This is a genomic window from Dyella sp. SG609 (assembly GCF_012275375.1).
GTDB lineage: Bacteria > Pseudomonadota > Gammaproteobacteria > Xanthomonadales > Rhodanobacteraceae > Dyella_D > Dyella_D marensis.
Genome location: NZ_JAAZQJ010000006.1, coordinates 123,752 through 144,033 on the forward strand (window position 1 = coordinate 123,752; position 20,282 = coordinate 144,033).

The window sequence follows — 20,282 nt, forward strand, 5'->3', positions numbered from 1 at the left end:
GGGGGCTTCATGCGTGGCGTGGTGCATCGGTGGTGCGGACGGGTGTGCGGACTGCTGGCGCTGGCCGGCATCCTGGCCGCCTGCGCGCCATCGGTACGCCGGCTGGCGCCGCCCGCGCCCGACGCCGCCCTGAGCGTGGCCAAGGCCGCGGCCATGGACGCCATGCGCCAGGCCTCGCCGGAACGCGCGGCGCGCGGCTGGCTGCGCTGCGCCGCGGGTGCGTATCGCGCGGCGCTGGCCGGCGGCGCGGTGGCGGACGAAGCCGCGGCGCTCGATACGCAATGCACCGGCCATCTGCTCGACTTCCTGCTGGCCACCGAAGACGAACGCTGGAAGGCGCGCACGCTGGACGTCGGCGGCGATCCGCTGGCGGTGCAGCTGGACGGGCTGTCGACGGATCTGGCCGGCGCCCCCATGTTCGTGCGCGCCGAGCGCATCCAGGTCTCCAGCCTGATGTTCGGCCAGCGCTTCGCCACCAACGGCTTCGGCGTGGCCCTGGTCGCGGCCACCCGGCGCTGCGAGGGCACGCCGCGCTGCCGCCTGTTCCCGCCGGAAGGCGTGACCCGCACGGCAGTGGCCTGGGTCGAGGCGGATGCGCAGGGCGGCACGCCGCGCCTGGTCTTTGCCGATCCGCTGAAGCGGGGCAGCCTGGCGATCGGCCCGCGCGAATACGTGCTGTCGATGGACACCACCGCGCCCTACGCGATGCTGGCCGATGCTTCCCAGCTCAAGCAGCTGGCGATCCGCAACCTGCTGGTCAACGGCCGCGACATCGGCGTGCGCGAGGGCGTGTACCTGCTGGAGGACTACGACCCCGGCAAGATCCCGGTGGTGATGCTGCACGGCCTGGGCGGCAGCCCGCTGGTGTGGGCGCGCCTGACCAACCGCATCCAGGGCACGCCGGCGCTGCGCTCGCGCTACCAGGTGTGGCACGTGGTGTACCAGACCAATGCGCCGGTGCTGCTGTCGCGCCTGCGCGTGCAGGGTTTTCTCGACCGCGCCTGGGCCGCGGTGGACCCGGCCGCGCACGACGCGGCGCGCGCGCACATGGTGCTGGTCGGCCACAGCATGGGCGGCATCATCGCGCGCCTGCTCAGCGCCGACAGCGGCGACGTGCTGTGGCGCGCCGCCTTCCTGGTGCCGGAGCAGCAGCTGCACGGCAATGCGGACGACATCGACACCATGCGGCGCGTGCTGCGCTTCACGCCGTATCCGGGCGTCGATACGGCGTTCTTTCTCGCCACGCCGCATCACGGCAGTCCGGCCACCGAGGATTTCTTCGGCCGTCTCGCCCAGCATCTGGTGAAGCCGGGCGGGCCCGAGCTGGATGCGATCGCGCGGCTGGTCAAGGCCAACCCCGACGGGATCCAGCCCGACCTGCTGCGCGCCTATCGCGAACGCGGCCTCAGCAGCATCAGCTCGCTGCGGCCGGATCAACCCGTGAGCCGCGCCGCCTGGTCGCTGCTGCCGGTGGCGGGCGTGCGCTACTACACCATCGCCGGCAGCCTGCCCGGCGAGGCGGTGCCGGGCGACGGCGTGGTGCCGCTGGAAAGCAGCTTCCTGCCCGGTGCGGTGTCCACCACCACGGTGACCTCGGGGCATCGCGTATACCGCAACGACGAGGCGATCAACCTGATCGTGAAGACGCTGGGCGAATCGCCGTAACGCTGCGCTTTACAGCTGGCTCATGCCGCCGTCGACCACGATCTCGGTGCCGACGATAAAGGCCGATTCCGGCGCGGCCAGATGCAGCACGGTCGAAGCCAGTTCCTCCGAGGTGCCGAAGCGGCCCAGCGGCACCTGGTTCTGGATCTGCGCGGCGGTGCTCTCCAGCGTGGCGGCATCCAGGCCCAGCTTGCCGTACAGCGGCGTGCCGATCGGGCCGGGGCTGATCACATTGACGCGGATGCCCTGCGCCAGCAGTTCGCCCGACAGCGTCTTCGCCAGCGAGATCAGCGCGGCCTTGCTGGCGGCATACACCGACGAGGCCGGCATGCCGATATGCGCATTGATCGAGCCGTTCAGCACGATGGACGCGCCGCGGTTCAGCAGCGGCAGCAGCGCCTGGATCTGGAAATACGCGCCCTTGACGTTGATGTCGAACATCTCGTCCCAGAAGCTTTCCTGCACCTCGGCAAACGCAGCGAAGCGCGCGATGCCGGCGTTGATGAAGACCGCATCCAGGCGGACGGCTTGCCCGGCCAGCGTAGCGGCGAGCTGGCGCGCGGCGGCGACGTTGCCCGCGTCGTTGCGTACGGCCAAGGTGCCATCGCCGATCTCGGCGGCGGCCCGTTCCAGCGCGGCCGCGTCGCGGCCGGTAATGACCACGCGCGCGCCTTCGGCGGCGAAGGCTTTCGCGGCGGCGAGGCCGATGCCGCTGCTGCCGCCGGTGACGAGAACGGTCTGGTGGGCGAAACGATTCATGGCGTGTCTCCAGTGAGTGGGTGTTCAACTGGAACAGATGCTGCGCCTGCGGCCCGCCGGTGCCGTGCCGGCGCTTCGACGGAAACGTTCGACGGCATCGAACGTGTTGCCGTAGCATCGCTGCGCACCGCAAGGGGAGACGCCATGCTGTCGGACGACGAACTGGCCCTGCTGGAAGCCATCCGCGAAAGCGGCAGCCTGTCGCGTGCGGCGGCGCGGCTGGGCAAGGCGCCTTCCACCGTGTCGCATGCGGCACGCCAGCTGGAAGCGCGCTTCGACGCGCTGCTGTTCGACCGCCGCCGCTACCGCCTGCAGCTGACGGTTGCCGGCCAGTTGCTGGCGCAGGAAGCGGCTCGGCTGGCGCTGGAAAGCGCGCGCCTGGGCCGGCGCGTGAAGCAGGTGGCCAGCGGCTGGGAAGACCGGCTGTGGATCGTCACCGACGAGCTGCTGGAATTCGCCACCCTGCTGCCGGTGATCCGCGCCTTCGATGCACTGGCCTCGGGCGTGAGCCTGCGTGTCACCCACGAAGTGCTGGGCGGCACCTGGGAAGCCCTGCGCGACGGCCGCGCCGACGTGGTGGTCGGCGCCACCAACGAGCCGCCGTCGATGCCGAACCTGCAATGGCGCGAACTCGGTGCGCTGGAATGGGTGTTCGCCGTGTCGCCGCGGCACCCGCTGGCGAAGGCCAAGGAACCCTTGGCACGCGAAGCGATCCAGGCCCACCGCGCCGTGGTGGTGGCCGACACCTCGCGCCAGTCGGCCGGGCGTGCCTACGGCCTGCAGGGCGGCCAGCCGGTGCTGGCCGTGCCCAGCATGCAGGCCAAGATCCTGGCCCAGCGCGACGGGCTGGGCGTGGGCTGGCTGCCGAAGCAGCGCGTGGCTTCGCTGCTCCGGCGCGGCGAGCTGGTGGCCCGGCGCACCGCCGATCCGCGCGAGCCGAACACGCTCTACGTCGCCTGGCGCGGCGACCACGAAGGCCGCGCCGTGGCCTGGTGGCTGGAGCAGTTCGCGCAGCCGCGGCTGGCAAAGCGGCTGGTCGACGGGGTGGACGCGTTCGCCGAAGGCTGATGCCACCCAGGCAACCTTTCCCGGCCGCCACGGTACCCACAGCCAGCCGACGTCCATGGGTCGCCGCCGCGAGGCCATCGATCACGTGCATACCGGGGCGCAGTACCACCAGCGGTTCATGTCTTCCCCGCGCGACCTGGCGGTGCGCGAGAGGTTTCAGCGGATGGCGCTGGGCCTGCTGGCCACCGGTGACGACATCCTGGATTTCGGCGCCGGTACCGGTATCGACGCGAAAGCCTACGCCGCGCACGGGCACCGGACCTTCGTCTACGAACCCGCGGAGCCGATGCGTGAGTATCTGCACATCCATTGCCGCGACGAGCTCGCCGGCGGAAGCGTGATCGAACTCGGCTCATCGCTGGGCTGCAAGGTGCGGGCGGTCACCGCCAACTTTGCCGTGTTCAATCATTTCGCCGATCACACGGCGCTGTTCGCGCAGTTGTCGGGCGTGCTGGGCGAAGGCGGCTTCGTGCTGGCGAACATGCTCAATCCTTATTACCTGGGCGACGCGCGCTACGGCTGGTGGCGCCGGAATCTGCCGAAGCTGTTGCGCCATGGCCGCTATACCTTCGATACCGCCAGCGGCGTGCACCGGTTTGCGCCGGGCGTGGTGGCGCGCGCGGCGGCGCCGTATTTCCGGCTGGAACGGCTCGCGCCGCGCGGTCCGGGGATGCTGGTGAAGCTGTATATGTTTTTGCTGTTCCGGCGCGTCTGAGATGTGGAAGGACTGGGTCAGGCCGTTCGTACGCCCCTTGCCGCAGTGGTCGGCGGTGGGCGTGGTGCCGGCAGCGCCGCTGGTGACGGCGGCGCTGCGCTGGGATGGACAGGCGGTGGACGTGACGGCGGATCACACCGTGGCGTCGCTGCATCCGCTGACCATCGCCAGCAGCGTCGACGGCGGCGCGCGTCCTGTTCTCGAATACCGCGACGGCGCGAGCGGGCGCCTGCTCGGCAGGCTGCAGCTGGTCCGCGACAGTTCGCTGGCCGCCGGGGTGGCGCCGTTGGCGTTCTATCGCGTCGAAGCCGGTGAGCATCGTTGCCTCGCCTGGCCGCTGCGTCCGTGGAATGCGTGGCTGCAGAACCGCGGCATGGCAAAGCATGCGGCGTCGAATCACCTGAACATGCCGCCGGCCGCCGCGCAGCAGTTGATGATCGCGTATCTGTGTCCGAGGCCGGTGGTGCTGGTTTCGGTGGCGGCGGAGGAGCACCGCAATATCTTTCCCATGGACCTGATCGGGCCGCTGGAGCGCAGCGGCTTGTACTCGCTGGCGCTGCGCAGCACCAATGTGTCGGAACCGGTGCTGCGCGACGTGCGCAAGGTGGCGCTGTCGCATGTTCCGGCCGCCATGAAGGGCATGGTCTACAAGCTCGCCGTGCATCACCGGCAGCCGCCGCAGGATTGGAACGGCTTGCCGCTGCCCATGCGGCCGTCCAGGGAATTCGGCATTCCTGTGGTGGCCGGGGCGCTGCGCATCCAGGAGCTGGCGCTCGTGCACAGCCAGATCATCGGTTCGCACACCTTCTTCCTTGCGCGCACCATCAGCAGCGAGGACCGCGAAGAAGCCGCCCAGCTGCATCACACCGCGGGTTTTCACCAGGCCTACCGGCGCCGGCGGCACCAAGCCTTGCCGGAGGCATAGCGTGTGGATGGCATCGCGCGGACGGGCACCCAGAAGCCAGCTTGGATCCAGGCGTTGCGCGGTGTCGCCGCGTTCATGGTGGTGATGGTTCACAGCTGCAGCATGTGGACGGGCACGGCGATAGGCAGGGCGGTCGCCCATCAGGTGCTTCTGCCGATGGCGATGGGCGTGGATCTGTTCTTCATCATCAGCCGCTTCCTGATGGTATGGGCCACGCGCGATTTCGATGGAAGTAAGGCTTACGCCTGGCAATTCCTGGTCAAGTGCTTTGCCATGATCTGGCCCTTGCTGGCTGTGATGACGCCCGTGGCTCTGGTGGTGGAACACGCTACGGCAGACTGCTCGATCGCACGCTGGTGCTTTCGTATCTGGAAGGACTCGCCTTTGTGCCGCACGATCCCGCCGCATCCGGCATCTATTTCAGCATGGCCGTGGGCGTGGCCTGGACGCTGTGCTTCGAGTGGTATTTCTATCTGGTGTTCGGGGCGGCGATGTTGTTCGGGCGGTGGCGCTACCTGACCATGGCCGCATGGTTCGCCTTGACCTTGCTGGCGATCTCGCTGTACCGCAGCGGCTACACACTGCATATGGGAGAGCAGCCGGTGGTGGCGTTGCTTTATGGTTCGCGCATCGATATCCGTTCCGTAGCGAAGATCATCCGCGATGACGGCAGTCGGCTTGGCGATGCTGTGGATCGCCTGGCAGCCGCTGCACATTGTGAATTTCTTCGGTCCGCAAGGCTGGGGCGCGCCGCTGGCGATCGAGTTCGCCGGCATCGCGCTGCTGGCCGGGACCGACCCGATTCGGGTTCCGCGCTGGAGCGTATGGATGGGTGGTATCTCGTACTCGCTCTAGCTGGTGTATGTGTATGTGTTCGAGCTGCTGCAGCGTGTGGCTGCCGCGATGCCATTGGATCATCTGGCATTTGAAATTGTGTTGTTCGCTATGCGTCAGGTAATTGCGATGATCTGCGCTGGGGTGCTGTTCCGCTTGGTGGAAACACCACTTTCCATATGGGGGCATAAGCGATTGCCGCGGCTCTGCCTGGTGGAAAGAGGCAGCGCGGCGAGCTTGCCGATCGGCTCATCCTAGGCGCAGATATGGCTCCGGCCAAATCAATCGAGTACTCCGATCGCCATTCGATAGAAAGTGAAATTTATGTGAATTTTGTTGCGTACTTTGCAGTGCTACCCGCTTCATTCGAATGGTTCAAGCGACCCCTATCACGATTTCACTAGCCGCTGCCGTTTTGTCCGCAGAGCGTTATAGTCTTCTTCGTCGAAAGGAGGCCTTCGAGTAATGGGAAGGCAAAAGGACGGGGGATTCATGGAACCAGTGCATGGGCAGGCCGCGTCCGCGGTCGGTGAAGAGCAGTCCATTTTTCAGAGCAATTTGCCGCTTGCAGAGAAGCTAGAGCGAGCTCGCGTCGAGTTGCTTGATTTATCAGCGCGCAACCGTTTGCTTAGTATGCCCCGGGGTGCTCGAGGTGGCCGCTCCATCGAAGTCATCGATGAGAAAGCCGGCGAGATATTCCGCTTGCTAGTCCGAGAAGGAAAGACGTTTACCTTCGTGGCGGGGCGTGCCGCAGAAATCAAGGACAAGGCGCCTGAAAGTGCGGACGGAATCTCCGCAGAAGCCGCTTCGGACAAAATGCCGATCGAGCCCGACGAGATCGAGGAACTCGCGCAACCTGACGATGATAGTACGGACGAGCGGGGTGTTTTGCGTCGGCACGCCGATACGCGTCTGCAAACGCGCTTGACCAGCAAGGGACTCCAAAAGCGCCTCCTGGAACTCTACCTGGATGCGCGCACGTTAGAGGAAGAGCAGGGTGTCAATGTGCTGTTCCTGGCAATCGGTGCCTTGAAGTGGGTCGATCCCAATAACGCAGAGAACGTTCGTTATGCGCCGCTGCTATTGATTCCAGTGCAGCTCGATCGCGGCAACGCTGGTGAGCGCTTCAATCTGAAGGTCAGGCAGGAGGATTTTGCGTCCAACTTGTCGCTCGAGGCTTATCTCGACCGGGTGCACGCCCTGCGCATGCCGGCCTTTGAGGCAAGCGATACGTTTGACCCGCTCGATTACATGGAGCAGGTACGAAAGAGCATCGAGACGAAGGAGACATGGGAGGTATTGCCCGACCATATGTCGGTGGGGTTTTTCTCCTTCGCGAAATTCTTGATGTATCGAGACCTCGATCAAGCGGTCTGGCCCAAGGGGGCCACGATAGGCGACCATCCGCTGGTCCGCTCGCTGCTCGCGGATGGTTTTGCTGGCGGAGAGGACCTCGCACATGAAGACGCCAATATCGATGCGCTGATCCCGCCATCCGAAATGCTCCATATCCTGGATTGCGACAGCTCACAGGCGCTCGCGATTCACGAAGTACGACGGGGTAAGAACCTGGTTATCCAGGGGCCGCCGGGTACAGGTAAAAGCCAGACGATCGCAAACATCATCGCTGCAGCGGTCAAAGATGGGAAAAGCGTGCTCTTTGTGGCCGAGAAAATGGCCGCACTGGACGTTGTGAAGCGCCGTCTTGATGACAAAGGTGTCGGTGACGCCTGCCTGGAGCTGCACAGCAATAAAGCCAACAAGCGCGCTGTATTGGATGAGCTTCGGCGCACCTGGGAATTGGGTGCGCCCAAGGTTGCGGATCCGGGAAGCTTGTTTGCGCGCCTGACCGAGGCGCGCGACAGCCTCAATGCGCACGCACGGAATCTGCATGCCGTCGATTCAACATCAGGACTATCTCCGTTCCAAGTCATTGGGCACTTGGTCCGCCTGCGTGAGCAGGGTGAACGCCCGAACGACATTCAACTGGAGAATCCGGAGCAATGGGGTAAGGATGGCTTCGTCGCGCGCCAGGATTTGTTGGCTGATTTAGCGAGCCGCGTGATCGAAATCGGTCGGCCAGCGGATCATACCTGGGTCGGCGTGGGGTTGGCTGCCATCTCGCCAATGGATGCCGAGCGTCTGGTCGCGCGTGTCCAGCAACTCCTGGACCGGGTCTTGGCGGCGCAGCAGCAGTTCGCCACGGCTGCTGAGTTACTAGAGCTCGAGCAGCCGCTGCGTTTGTCCGACGTTCCTCCCCTGGTGGAGCTGCTCCAGCGCATCGCGGTGGCGCCGAAGCTATCCGCGCAGGCCATGGGGCATGACGCTTGGCAAAGCCCCGAATCCATTCGGCATCTGCTCGAACTGGGTCAACGATATGCGGCACAGCGAGAGGCCCTGGCTGGCCGAATTGTCGAGAGTGCGTGGGATGCCGACGTCGGCGATATCCTTCAGGCCCTCACGGAGCTTCCAGAAACTTTCAGCACAGAGCAGTTCCAGCGTCTAGCCCGTATATCCGAAGAACTGCCCCGCTTGTTGGCCGAAGCCGCGGCGCTCGCTCGCCTACTGGGACGAGAGCCAGGATCTTCGTTTGGGGATTTCCAGACGTTGGTCCGTATCGGTGAACGCGTAGCGTCGGCGCCACCTGCCAGCCCGGAAACATTCGCGTCCGATCTGTGGAACGGTGGAGTAGAACGCGCCGGAGAGGTCGCTCAAGCAGTAGCCGACTTTGAGGTTGCCAAGACCACCATCGGAGCTCAGTTGACAGAGATGGCGTGGTCCCTCAGCCTGGCCCCGGCGCGAGCCACTTTGGCGTCGCGTGGCACGAGCGTTTTTCGTTTCCTGAGTGGTGAATGGCGTGCAGCCAATCGATTGGTAGGTTCTGTTCTAGCAACGCCGAACCAGCCGCTACCTGTCGTATTGGGATTGCTGGATGCCCTGGCCAAAGGGCAGGAGGCGAAGAAGCAGATCGAAGCAGAAGACGGTTTTGGGCGCAGCGCGTTTGGTGATGACTGGCGCGGTATGCGGTCACAGTCAGCGCCGCTCTTGGCGCTGGTCGAATGGATGCGCTCGCTGAAAGGGCTGGGTGCCGAACCACGGTTGATTGCTTCGCGCAGCCCGGAGAAAGCCGAAGTGGCAGCGCGTGCCAAGCAATTGTCGGCCGTCTGTTTGCAGGTCGAGCGTGGTCTGAAAGAAGTTTGGGACGACCTTGGGGTGGCGCGGAACTCCGTGTTTGGCGACGTGGCCGCGGTGGAGCGTGCCGATGTGAGTTCGCTGCTCCGGCTCGCGGTGCGATATACGCGTGCACATTCGGCTGCAGACGCACTGATTCCCACTGGAATCGCCAATGCAGGTGATGTCCGTACTGTTTTGGCGGCGTTGGCTGCCGGTCAGCGCGATCGCCAGGCTGTGCGTGAAGGTTTTGCGCTAGGACGGTCTGCCTTTGACGGTGAGTGGCAAGCGGAGCACTCAAATTGGGTGGCGCTCCAATCTGTTGCAGACTGGATTGGTCAGAACCCTGACATTCGAGCCTTAGCTGGTCGAGTGGGTGAGCGAGAGCTATTAGTGCCTCGCGCCAAGGTGCTGGCGGCATCGCAGGCGCTTATTCAAACCACTCTCAAAGGATTAGCTGACGAGCTCCAGTTGGACCTGGAAGCCTCCATTGGTGGCACGATTCTGGATGCACGGATTGAAGTGCTTGTCTGGCGGCTGCGACGCTGGGGCGAAGAACACGAGCAGCTCTTCCGCTGGGTGAACTACCGAGATCGTTCGGCCCGAGCTCGAGCTCAGGGCTGCGGCGATTTAGTGGCGCGCCTGGATGATGGCCGACTTGCGCCGGATGCGCTGGCTTCTGCATTCGAGATGGCCTACTTCGAGGCGACCTATGCACGTATGGTGCGCCTGGAGCCCGATCTGGCTCGCTTCGATGGGGCGACCCATGGGCGCCTTGTGCAGGAGTTTGCAGCGTTGGATCGGCAGCGGATCGTTGCCGCGAGCGCAGAAGTGGTGCGCGCACATTATCAGAACGTTCCGCCTCGGGATGGCGGGGCGCTGGGACCGCTCGGCGTATTGCGAGGCGAGATTCAGAAAAAGAAAGGCCATATATCGCTGCGCAAACTGGTAGAGAGGGCTGGGCCTGCGCTACGAGCGCTGAAGCCGGTGTTCATGATGAGTCCTCTGTCCGTTGCGCAGTTCCTCGTGCCGGGTGCGATGGAGTTCGACCTACTGGTGATGGATGAAGCCAGTCAGATTCAGCCCGTTGATGCCTTAGGGGCGATCGCGCGGTCTAGGCAGGTGGTTGTGGTCGGAGATCCCAAGCAGCTACCGCCCACCGCATTCTTCGCCAAGATGACCTCGAGCAACGAGGACGAGGATGACGATGGGGCGACCGCAGTCGCCGATATCGAGAGCATCCTCGGTCTTTTCACCGCGCGTGGTCTGCCGACCCGGATGCTGCGGTGGCATTACCGCAGCCGTCACCAGTCGTTGATTGCAGTGAGCAATCGGCAGTTCTATGAGAACAAGCTTTTTATCGTGCCGAGTCCTTATACGGCGCAGGGTGGAAGGGGCCTCAGGTTTCACCATATCCATGAAGGTCTGTTCGATGCGGGCAACAAGCGCAATAACCTGATCGAAGCGAAGGCGGTGGCGCAGGCGATCATCGCTCATGCACGCACCTACCCGAAGCTGTCCCTGGGTGTAGCAGCCTTCTCCGCCGCTCAACGTCGCGCCATCATCGATGAACTCGAACTTCTGCGCCGTGGGTTGCCGCCCGAGGTTGAGGAATTCTTCAAGGCGCATCGTTCGGAGCCGTTCTTCGTCAAGAATCTGGAAAATGTCCAGGGTGATGAGCGTGACGTCATTTTTATCTCCGTCGGATATGGCCGATCGGTGCCTAACGGGCGAGTGCCTATGCGTTTTGGCCCATTGGGTACGGCTGGTGGCGAGCGGCGCCTGAATGTCCTGATTAGCCGCGCCAAACAGCGATGCGACGTGTTTGCTTCCATGACGGACGAGGACATCGACCCGGCCTATGCCGCAGAGCGCGCAGGCGTCAACGCGTTCCGCATATTTCTCCAATATGCCCGCACGGGGCGCTTGTCGATGGCCGAGGTTACGGGGCGCGACCATGACAGCGTATTCGAGGCTCAGGTGGCCAACGCGTTGCGAACGAGGGGCTACGAGGTCCAGGCGCAGGTAGGTTTAGCCGGCTTCTTCATTGATCTGGCCGTTCTTGATGCCGATCGGCCGGGGCGATTCCTGCTGGGTATTGAATGTGATGGTGCGGCATACCACAGTGCCCGTTCGGCCCGGGATCGCGATCGGCTACGGCAGGCCATTCTGGAAGAGCACGGTTGGGCCATTCATCGGATTTGGAGTACGGATTGGTTCCAGCGGCCGACTGAACAGCTGGACATGTTGATTCGTCGCATCGAAACCCTTAAGGCTGAATTCGATGAGTTGCGAGAGGACGTGGCACTCACTGAGCAATTGGACGCAGAGGCGCCCTATGTGGAGCGCGAAGCGGTCACCGATGAGGAGGATGCCGCCGGCTTTGCACCCTATGAAGAAGTGGCTTTGGTACGGCCGCGTCATCTGATTGGAGAGTTGCATGAGGCACCGCCGGGAGCATTGACGGAGTTGGTGATCCAAGTGGTCGATGTGGAAGGGCCGGTGCACCGCGATCATGTCATTACTCGGATGCGGGAAGCCTGGGGTCTGAAGCGGGCTGGCGGTCGAATAGAAGATGCGGTCGTGCGGTCCATAGATATCGCAATAGCGATGGGGCGAATCGCTCGCTCAGGGCAGTTCTTGTCTGCTCCGAATCGTATGCCGGTGCCGCGTGATCGCTCCGGGGTCAATGCCATCGCCCTTCGTCGTGCTGACATGCTTCCGCCTGCGGAGATCGAAGTAGCAACCCTCCAGCTGATTGAAAGGAGTTTTGGTGCGACACGAGATCAGGTTATTCAGGCGGTGTCGCGTGGTTTTGGTATTCGTAATACGAGTAGCCAGGTTCGAGGTGTTCTTGAGCAGGTTGTCGACTCCATGGTTGGTAGGCGGCAACTGAGGGAGGTCGCAGGGGTGTTGACGACGACTGATAGTCCGGGACAGTCATTGGGGCAAAGGGAGTAATGGTGGCTATCACCCGTCTGTTGCCGTGAGCACTTTGGCTGTGACAAGACTGCGTTGGGCCATCCCTTGAGGATGCGATCCTGGCGGGCTCGTTGATAGATAACGATGCCATCCGGGAGCCCCGAAACGACGAAGCCCGCCTTTCGGCGGGCTTCGTTTACAATTGGTGCCCAGGAGAGGACTCGAACCTCCACGGTTTTACCCGCTAGTACCTGAAACTAGTGCGTCTACCAATTCCGCCACCTGGGCAGGTGTCCCGCGCCGCGCTAAGCGAGCTGCGTGAGCCGCGTAGATTAGGGATGGAGCTGTGGGTTGTCAACTATTCTTTTACCGATTCTTCATCGCGCTTCGTCGGACCGACGCAGCGCCTTTCATCAAGGCTGATAAGTGACCCGAAAAAAACAGGACCAGCCGGCTAGCCCCGGCAAACCGAAGACCGCCAACCGCCCGGCGCAGCCCGGCAAGGCGGCGCCCGCGCCGCGCAAGCGCGCCGACGCAGCGCGCGGCGCTTCCGACCCGCACGCCGAGCGCGAGGCCCAGCGCTACGAGCGCCCGATACCCAGCCGCGAGGCGATCCTCGCCCTGCTCACCGAGCGCGGCGAGCTGCTGAGCGAGGCGCGCATCGCCGAAGCACTGCAGCTGCACGACGAATACGACCTGCACGCGCTGCGCAAGCGCCTGGGCGCGATGGTGCGCGACGGCCAGCTGCTGCTCGGCCGCCGCGGCGGCTATGCGCCCAGCAACAAGCTCGACCTGATCGCCGGCCAGGTGCTGGCCAATGCCGAGGGCTACGGTTTCCTGCGCCCGGACGACGGCACCGAAGACCTCTATCTGTCGCCGCAGCAGATGCGCCAGGTGCTGCACGGCGACCGCGTGCTGGCCAGCGTGGTCGGCCTGGACCGGCGCGGCCGCAAGCAGGGCGCCATCGTCGAAGTGCTGCAGCGCCGCTCGCCGCGGCTGGTCGGCCGCGTGGTGATGGAGAACGGCGTGACCATGGTGGCGCCGGACGACCGCCGCGTGCACCAGGACATCATGATCAAGCCCGGCCAGAACCAGGGCGCGCGCAACGGCCAGATCGTGGTGGTGGAAATCACCGACCCGCCGACGCCGCACCGCGGCCCGATGGGCAACATCCTGGCCGTGCTGGGCGAGCGGCTGGAACCTTCGCTGCTGGTGGAGATGGCGATCGCCAGCTACGACCTGCCGCGCGAATGGCCGCCGGAAGTGACGCGCGAGGCCGCCCAGGTCGAGCCGCAGGTGACCGCCGCCGAGCGCGAGGGCAGGGTGGATCTGCGCTCGCTGCCGCTGGTGACCATCGACGGCGCCGACGCGCGCGACTTCGACGACGCCGTCTACGCCGAACCCAAGCGCGGCGGCGGCTACCGCCTGGTGGTGGCGATCGCCGACGTCTCGCATTACGTGCCGGTGGGCAGCGCGCTGGACCGCGAGGCCTACGAGCGCAGCACGTCCACCTATTTCCCCGGCTTCGTGGTGCCGATGCTGCCGGAGACGCTGTCCAACGGCATCTGCTCGCTCAACCCGAAGGTCGAGCGCCTGTGCATGGTGTGCGACATGACGGTGGACGACGAGGGCGAAGTGATCCGCTCGAAGTTCTACAGCGCCGTGATGTACTCGCATGCGCGCTGCACCTACGACCGCGTGTGGCAGGCGATCGGCCTGAACGATGCGGACGCGCGCCACGAGCTGGCCGACGTGCTGCCGCAGCTGGAGAACCTGCACGGCCTGTACAAGCTGCTGGCCGCGCAGCGCAAGCGCCGCGGCGCGATCGACTTCGAGACGCCGGAGGTCAAGTTCCGCCTGGACAACACCGGCGACGTGGTGGCGATGGGCGCCACCGAGCGCAACGACGCGCACAAGCTGATCGAGGAATGCATGATCGCCGCCAACGTGCAGGCGGCCATGTTCCTGGAGAAGAAGAAAATCCCCGCGCTGTTCCGCGCCCACGAGCAGCCGCCGGAAGAGAAGTACGAGGACGTGCAGCAGTTCCTGCGCGAGTTCAAGCTGCGCCTGCCGCCGCTGGACGAAGTGACGCCCGGCGATTTCGCCGACGTGCTGCGCATGGTCAAGGACCGCCCCGAGCGCGAACTGGTGCAGTCGGTGCTGCTGCGCGCGCAGAGCCTGGCCGCCTACCAGCCGGACAACCGCGGCCACTTCGGCCTGGCGCTGGAGGCCTACGCGCATTTCACCTCGCCGATCCGCCGCTATCCGGACCTGCTGGTGCACCGCGCGATCCGCTATGCGGTGGAAGGCGGCAAGCCGGCCGACTACGTGTACAGCCCCGCGCAGATGGCGGCGATGGCCTTGCATTGCTCGCAGCGCGAGCGCCGCGCCGAGGAAGCCGAGCGCGACGTGGACGAGCGCTACAAGTGCGCGTGGATGTCCAAGCACGTGGGCAGCGAGTTCGACGGCACCGTTACCGGCGTCACCTCGTTCGGCCTGTTCGTGGAGCTGAAGGAGTCGAAGGTGTCCGGCCTGGTGCATATCAGCCAGCTGTCCAACGACTACTACCACTTCGACCCGATCCGCCACCTGCTGAAGGGCGAACGCAGCGGCGCGCAGTTCCGCCTGGGCGACCACGTGCGCGTGCAGGTGCTGCGCGCCAGCCTGGAGGACCGCAAGATCGACTTTCGCCTGGTCGGCAAGAGCGAGCCCTTCGTGCCGCCGCGCGCCGCGCGCGCCTACGACTACGCGCAGGCCGGCGAGCGCTATTCGCTGCCCAAGCTGCCGAAGCCTCCCGCGGGCGGCGAGCGCAAGACGGCGCCGTCGCGCGATAATGCGCGCGATGCGGCGCCGCCTTCGCGTTTCTCCAAGGGCGGCGCCAAGGCGAAAACCGCGGGCGGCGCCAAGGCCGGCAAGAGCAAGGCCGGCGCACCGCGCAAGAGCGGGCGTCCGTCCGCGAAACCTAAAGGCAAGCGATGAGCGAGAGTTGGATCGTCGGGATCAACCCGGTCGAAGGCGCGTTGAGCAACGACGCCGAACGCGTGCGCGAAGTGCTGGTCGAGAACGGCCAGCGCAATGCGCGCGTGCATGAACTGGCCGAGCGCGCCAAGGCGCTGCGCATTCCGGTGCACCACCGTCCGCGCGAGCAGCTGGACAAAGTGGCGGGCGAGGCGCGCCACCAGGGCGTCGTCGCGCGCTACGAGGCGCCGCCGATGGCGAACGAGGGCGACCTGCCCGAGCTGCTGGAGCAGGCCGGGCCGGATGCGCTGGTGCTGGTGCTGGACGGCGTCACCGACCCGCACAACCTCGGCGCCTGCCTGCGCAGCGCGGCGGCGGCCAAGGTCACCGCGGTGGTGGTGCCGAAGGACCGCGCGGTCGGCCTCACGCCGGTGGTGCGCCGCGCCTCGGCCGGCGGCGCCGACCGCGTGCCGCTGGTGGCCGCCACCAACCTGGCGCGCGCGCTGCGCACGCTGAAGGACGCCGGCGTGTGGATCACCGGCCTGGCCGGCGACACCGAAACCTCGATCTACGACATCGACCTGAAGGGCCCGGTGGCCCTGGTGCTCGGCAGCGAAGGCGAGGGCATGCGCCGCCTCACGCGCGAGACCTGCGACTTCCTGGCGCGCATCCCGATGCCAGGCTCGATGGAAAGCCTCAACGTCTCCGTCGCCACCGGCGTGGTGCTGTTCGAGGCGCTGCGCCAAAGGAGTGCGAAACGATGAATATCCTGTGGCACGACTGGGCCGGCTATCTCGGCGTGGTGCTGGTGCTGCTGGCCTTCCTGCTGCTGCAGGCGCGCAAGCTGCACGGCAACGGGCTGGTGTACCAGCTGATGAATGTGCTGGGCGCGCTGGGCGTGATGCTGTCCCTGCTGTTCGGCAGCTTCAATGCATCGGCCTTCGTGATGCAGCTGGCCTGGATGGTGATCGGCATCTATGGCATCGCCAACAGTGCGCGCGTGCGGCGCGAGCTAAAGGACGTGGAGCGGCGCATCAGCTGAATGGCGGGTCAGGAGGCGGAGCGCGCGGCTTGGTAGAATGCGCGGGCTCCGGCCTTCCGCCGGCTTGCGGGGACGGCCCCGCTCGTATCCTCACCCGCGGGGACGGCCCCGCAGCGTCGGATGCGGTCCGCATGCGCAAGGCATGCGTCGATCGGCTCCCAAGGAGTCCATCATGCCCTGGATCTATCTTGTGCTCGCCGGCCTGTTCGAGATCGGCTGGGCAATCGGCCTGAAATACACCGAAGGCTTCACCCGCCCGTGGCCCACCGTGGGCACGTTGGCGGCGATGACTGTCAGCATCGTCCTGCTCGCGCTGGCGGTGAAGACCTTGCCGATCGGTACGGCCTACGCGGTGTGGACCGGCATCGGCGCGGTCGGCGCGGTGATCCTCGGCATCGTGCTGTTCGGCGATCCGGCGACGCCGGCGCGGTTGTTGTGCGTGGCGTTGATCTTTGTCGGGATCATCGGCCTGAAGCTCACCGGCGGCGCACACTGAGCGACGTCATCCGGCGTAGGTTGGGGTGAGCCGCAGGCGAACCCCAACGTGGCCGGGTGCATCGCATTGTTGGGGTTCGCCTATGGCTCACCCCAACCTACGCAACGAAAAAGCGGCCCGCCTTACTCGCGATCGCCCAGCTTGGTGATCTCGGGGCTGGAGGTGAAGTCGCGCTTGCTGCGCTGCGTGGTCAGCGGCTCGCCGTGCACCTGGAACCAGATGTTCTCGGCGATATTGGTGGCGTGGTCGCCGATGCGCTCGATGTTCTTGGCCATGAACAGCAGGTGCGTGCACGGCGTGATGTTGCGCGGGTCTTCCATCATGTAGGTGAGCAGCTGGCGGAAGTAGCCGGTGTAGGCCTCGTCCAGCAGGGCGTCGTCCTTCCACACCTGGTAGGCGCGTTCGGCGTCGCGGTCGCGGTAGGCCACCAGCACTTCGCGCACTTCGCCGGCGGCCAGCTCGGCCAGGTAGCCCAGGCCGTTGGTGGGAGCGATGGGCGCCACCATCGACAGCGGGATGGAGCGCTTGGCCACGTTGGCGGCGTAGTCGCCGATGCGCTCGATGTCGGCGGCGATGCGCAGCGCGGCGAACACGTTGCGCAGGTCGCCGGCGATCGGCGCGCGCAGCGCCAGCAGGCGCACCACGTCGTGGCTGATTTCCTGTTCGAGCTGGTCGATAGCGTCGTCGTTGGCGACTACGCGCTGGGCGGCGCGCTCGTCGCGGCGCTCGACCACGTCGATGGCCGATTCCAGCTGCGTCACGGCCAGTTCGCCCATGCGCACGATCTCGCCGGTGAGGCGGGCGAGTTCGTCGTCGTAGCTCTTGATGATGTGTTCTTTCGAGGTGCCGGTCATGGGGCGGGTCCTGTTATAGGGGAACGGGGAACAGGGAATGAGGAACCTATGGGTTGATGCGGGAGTGAAGCTTGCGGCTCACTTGCATGTTCCCCGGTTCCCGTTTCCTGTTCCCGGCTTACATCAACCGAAACGTCCGGTGATGTAATCCTCAGTCTGTTTCTTGCCGGGCTTGGTAAAGATCTGTTCCGTGCGGTCGAACTCGATCAGCTCGCCCAGGTACATGAACGCGGTGAGGTCCGAACAGCGGGCCGCCTGCTGCATGTTATGGGTGACGATGACGATGGTGTACTCGCTCTTGAGCTCTTCCACCAGCTGTTCGATGCGGCCGGTGGCGATCGGGTCCAGCGCCGAGGTGGGCTCGTCCAGCAGCAGCACTTCGGGCTTCAGGGCGATGCCGCGGGCGATGCACAGGCGCTGCTGCTGGCCGCCGGAGAGGCCGAGCGCGTTCTGCTTGAGCTTGTCCTTCACCTCGTCCCACAGCGCGGCGCTGCGCAGCGCCTGCTCCACGCGGATCTCCATGTCGGCGCGCGACAGGCGCTCGTGGTGGCGGATGCCGTAGGCCACGTTCTCGAAGATGGTCATCGGGAACGGCACCGGCTTCTGGAACACCATGCCGACCTTGCTGCGCAGCTTGTTCATCGAATAGCGCGTGTCGAGGATGTTCTCCTCGTCGAGCATGATCTCGCCCTTGGCTTCGAGCTTCGGGTAGATCGCATAGATGCGGTTGAAGATGCGCAGCAGGGTGGACTTGCCGCAGCCGGAGGGGCCGATGATGGCGGTGACCTTCTTCTCCGGGATGTCCATGTTGATGCCTTTCAGCGCATGGAACCCGTTGTAGTAGAAATTCAGGTCACGCACGCGCAGCTTGGTCGGCGCCAGCGCGGCGGCGGGCTGCGGATGAATGCCGGCGGCGGCGGACTCAGTCATGGGACACCTTGTTGCGGGAGAGGATCAGGCGGGAAAGCAGGCTCAGCGCGAGCACGAACATGGTGATGACGAAGGCGCCGGCCCAGGCGATCGCGTTGATCGCCGGATCCGGGTCCTTGGTGTACTCGTAGATCGCCTGGGGAAGGCTCGGCATCTTGTCCATCGGGTTGAAGGTCAGGAAGTTGTTGCCGAACGCGGTGAACAGCAGCGGCGCGGTCTCGCCGCTGATGCGCGCCAGCGCCAGCAGCACGCCGGTGATGATGCCCGAGCGCGCGCCGCGCATCAGGATCTGCATGGTCAGCTTCCACTGCGGGATGCCCAGCGACAGCGCCGCCTCGCGCAGGGTGGACGGCACCAGGCGCAGCATTTCGTCGGTGGTGCGCACGATCACCGGCAGGGCGATCAGCGCCAGCGCGATGCCGCCGGCCAGGCCGGAGAACGTGGTATCGCCGTGGGTGAGGGCGGTGGTCGGCAGCACCACGATGGTGTAGACGAACAGGCCCAGCACGATCGACGGCGCCGACAGCAGGATGTCGTTGAGGAAGCGGATCGATTCGCCCAGCCGCGTGCGGTTGGCGTATTCGGCCAGCCAGGTGCCGGCCAGCACGCCGATCGGCGTGGCGATGGCGATGCCCAGCAGATCCAGGATCAGGCTGCCGACCATGGCGTTGGCCAGGCCGCCGTTCTCGCGGTACACCGAGATCTTGCTGAAGAGGTTCCAGTTGATCGCACCGATGCCCTGGCGCAGCGTCTCCCACAGGATCCAGGCCAGGAACACCAGGCCGATCAGGGTGGCGACGGAACTGAGGCCCAGCGCGATGACGTTCTTCACGCGGCGGCGCAGATAGAGCGAGGAGGACAACATCAGCGGCCCTCCTTGTGGGCGAGTCGGCGCAGCATCAGGCGGGCGATCATCAGCACGATGAAGGTCACCACGAACAGCAGGAAGGCCAGCGCCATCAGCGCGGACTTCTGCAGGCCGGCGGCCTCACCGAACTGGTTGGCGATGGTGGAGGCGATCGACGCGCCCGGATCGAGCAGGGAGGGCGACAGCTTCATCTTGTTGCCGATGATGAAGGTCACCGCCATGGTCTCGCCCAGCGCGCGGCCGAGACCTAGGAAGATGCCGCCGATCACCGCCGAGCGGGTGTACGGCAGCACGATGTCCCACACCACTTCCCAGGTGCTGGAGCCGAGCGCATAGGCCGACTCCTTCAGGCGCGTGGGCACGGTCTGGAACACTTCGCGCATCACCGAGGAGATGAACGGGATGATCATGATCGCCAGCACGATGCCCGCGGTGAGCACGCTGCCGCCGAACGGGTTGTCGTTGCCGAACATGCGGCCGATGAAGGGAACATGCGCGGCCACCCACGACACCTTGCCGTCGTCCGGCTGGTTGCCCAGGTAATTGGTGAGCCAGGGCTTGACGTGGTCGGCGAAGAAGGGCGCGAACACGAACAGGCCCCACATGCCGTAGATGATCGAAGGAATGCCGGCCAGCAGTTCGATGGCCGAGGACACCGGGGTGCGCAGCCATGGAGGCGCCACTTCCGACAGGTACAGCGCGATGCCGAAGCTGATCGGCACGGCCACGAGCAGGGCGATGAACGAGGTGATCAGCGTGCCGAACACCGGCACCAGGGCGCCGTAGACGTCGTCGCTGGGATTCCACTCGCTGCTGGTGAGGAAGCCCAGGCCGAAGTGCGCGAAGGCATCGCGTCCGCCCCACAAGGTGGCGCCGGCGGCGCCGAGCAGGCTGGCCAGGACGAGCAGGGCGCAGCCCTTGAGCAGCCAGCCGAACAGGCGGTCGTCCCGTGCATCGCGGCGAGCGCGGACTTCCTGGGTGGAAAAGGGCGCTGACGCGGCCTCGTTCGCTTGCATGGTTTCGCTTTCCTGGCAACGCCGGCCGGCTGGGCCGCCCGGTCGATGGATTGGGCGCC

At 65.4% G+C, this 20,282-nt stretch carries 17 protein-coding genes and 1 tRNA gene; 12 read left to right on the plus strand and 6 right to left on the minus strand.

The window, feature by feature from the left end; all coding sequences use genetic code 11:
- Positions 1 to 9 precede the first annotated feature (9 nt).
- Positions 10 to 1,665, plus strand: coding sequence for an alpha/beta fold hydrolase (locus FHW85_RS13190; RefSeq protein ID WP_168648531.1), 1,656 nt, complete (start codon positions 10 to 12; stop codon positions 1,663 to 1,665).
- Positions 1,666 to 1,674: 9 nt separating this feature from the next.
- Here the strand turns inward: FHW85_RS13190 and FHW85_RS13195 are convergent, their stop codons facing one another.
- Positions 1,675 to 2,424: an SDR family oxidoreductase gene (locus FHW85_RS13195; protein WP_168648532.1), complete on the minus strand. Its 750-nt coding sequence runs from the start codon at positions 2,422 to 2,424 to the stop codon at positions 1,675 to 1,677.
- 144 nt (positions 2,425 to 2,568) lie between these two features.
- Here FHW85_RS13195 and FHW85_RS13200 point away from each other — a divergent pair, with 144 nt between their 5' ends.
- The 7 genes from FHW85_RS13200 (at position 2,569) to FHW85_RS13230 (ending at position 12,098) form a co-directional block, all read left to right on the plus strand.
- Positions 2,569 to 3,492, plus strand: a complete 924-nt coding sequence (locus FHW85_RS13200) for a LysR family transcriptional regulator (RefSeq protein ID WP_168648533.1) — start codon at positions 2,569 to 2,571, stop codon at positions 3,490 to 3,492.
- Positions 3,493 to 3,547: 55 nt separating this feature from the next.
- Positions 3,548 to 4,207 carry a methyltransferase domain-containing protein gene (locus FHW85_RS13205; RefSeq protein ID WP_210427789.1) on the plus strand — a complete coding sequence of 220 codons (660 nt, stop codon included), beginning with the start codon at positions 3,548 to 3,550 and terminating at the stop codon, positions 4,205 to 4,207.
- Position 4,208: 1 nt separating this feature from the next.
- Positions 4,209 to 5,132, plus strand: a complete 924-nt coding sequence (locus tag FHW85_RS13210) for a flavin reductase (protein WP_168648534.1) — start codon at positions 4,209 to 4,211, stop codon at positions 5,130 to 5,132.
- A 3-nt stretch (positions 5,133 to 5,135) separates the two neighbouring features.
- Positions 5,136 to 5,651, plus strand: a complete 516-nt coding sequence (locus tag FHW85_RS13215; RefSeq protein WP_168648535.1) for an acyltransferase — start codon at positions 5,136 to 5,138, stop codon at positions 5,649 to 5,651.
- A gap of 144 nt (positions 5,652 to 5,795) precedes the next feature.
- Positions 5,796 to 5,987: a hypothetical protein gene (locus FHW85_RS13220; protein WP_168648536.1), complete on the plus strand. Its 192-nt coding sequence runs from the start codon at positions 5,796 to 5,798 to the stop codon at positions 5,985 to 5,987.
- Between the two features lie 15 nt (positions 5,988 to 6,002).
- A complete protein-coding gene (locus FHW85_RS13225; protein WP_168648537.1) occupies positions 6,003 to 6,224 on the plus strand; it encodes a hypothetical protein in 222 nt (73 codons plus the stop codon).
- 234 nt (positions 6,225 to 6,458) lie between these two features.
- The gene (locus FHW85_RS13230; protein ID WP_168648538.1) at positions 6,459 to 12,098 is read left to right on the plus strand and encodes a DUF3320 domain-containing protein; all 5,640 of its coding nucleotides are present in this window, start codon (positions 6,459 to 6,461) and stop codon (positions 12,096 to 12,098) included.
- A gap of 164 nt (positions 12,099 to 12,262) precedes the next feature.
- Here the strand turns inward: FHW85_RS13230 and FHW85_RS13235 are convergent.
- Positions 12,263 to 12,347, minus strand: a tRNA-Leu gene (locus FHW85_RS13235).
- Positions 12,348 to 12,485: 138 nt separating this feature from the next.
- Here FHW85_RS13235 and rnr point away from each other — a divergent pair.
- The 4 genes from rnr to sugE all read left to right on the plus strand — a co-directional run bounded on the left by rnr (position 12,486) and on the right by sugE (position 16,555).
- Entirely contained in the window at positions 12,486 to 15,038 is a 2,553-nt protein-coding gene (gene rnr, locus FHW85_RS13240) for a ribonuclease R (RefSeq protein ID WP_168648539.1), read from the plus strand.
- On the plus strand, positions 15,035 to 15,781 hold the full coding sequence (rlmB, locus tag FHW85_RS13245) for a 23S rRNA (guanosine(2251)-2'-O)-methyltransferase RlmB (protein ID WP_168648540.1): 747 nt from the start codon (positions 15,035 to 15,037) through the stop codon (positions 15,779 to 15,781). Before rnr ends, rlmB begins: the two co-directional genes overlap by 4 nt.
- On the plus strand, positions 15,778 to 16,059 hold the full coding sequence (locus FHW85_RS13250) for a hypothetical protein (protein WP_167255873.1): 282 nt from the start codon (positions 15,778 to 15,780) through the stop codon (positions 16,057 to 16,059). Before rlmB ends, FHW85_RS13250 begins: the two co-directional genes overlap by 4 nt.
- 172 nt (positions 16,060 to 16,231) lie before the next feature.
- Positions 16,232 to 16,555, plus strand: a complete 324-nt coding sequence (sugE, locus tag FHW85_RS13255; protein WP_167255871.1) for a quaternary ammonium compound efflux SMR transporter SugE — start codon at positions 16,232 to 16,234, stop codon at positions 16,553 to 16,555.
- 122 nt (positions 16,556 to 16,677) lie between these two features.
- On the opposite strand, the gene phoU is transcribed toward sugE, so the two are convergent.
- The 4 genes from phoU to pstC all read right to left on the minus strand — a co-directional run bounded on the left by phoU (position 16,678) and on the right by pstC (position 20,223).
- A complete protein-coding gene (gene phoU, locus FHW85_RS13260; protein ID WP_167255869.1) occupies positions 16,678 to 17,409 on the minus strand; it encodes a phosphate signaling complex protein PhoU in 732 nt (243 codons plus the stop codon).
- Between the two features lie 123 nt (positions 17,410 to 17,532).
- Positions 17,533 to 18,339: a phosphate ABC transporter ATP-binding protein PstB gene (pstB, locus tag FHW85_RS13265; protein ID WP_035322032.1), complete on the minus strand. Its 807-nt coding sequence runs from the start codon at positions 18,337 to 18,339 to the stop codon at positions 17,533 to 17,535.
- Positions 18,332 to 19,204 (minus strand): phosphate ABC transporter permease PstA, encoded by an 873-nt coding sequence (gene pstA, locus FHW85_RS13270; protein WP_167255867.1) that lies wholly within the window; start codon positions 19,202 to 19,204, stop codon positions 18,332 to 18,334. The genes pstB and pstA overlap by 8 nt, the downstream gene beginning before the upstream one ends.
- Complete coding sequence (gene pstC, locus FHW85_RS13275) at positions 19,204 to 20,223, minus strand: phosphate ABC transporter permease subunit PstC (RefSeq protein ID WP_167255865.1); 1,020 nt, start codon at positions 20,221 to 20,223, stop codon at positions 19,204 to 19,206. The genes pstA and pstC overlap by 1 nt, the downstream gene beginning before the upstream one ends.
- Positions 20,224 to 20,282: the final 59 nt, after the last annotated feature.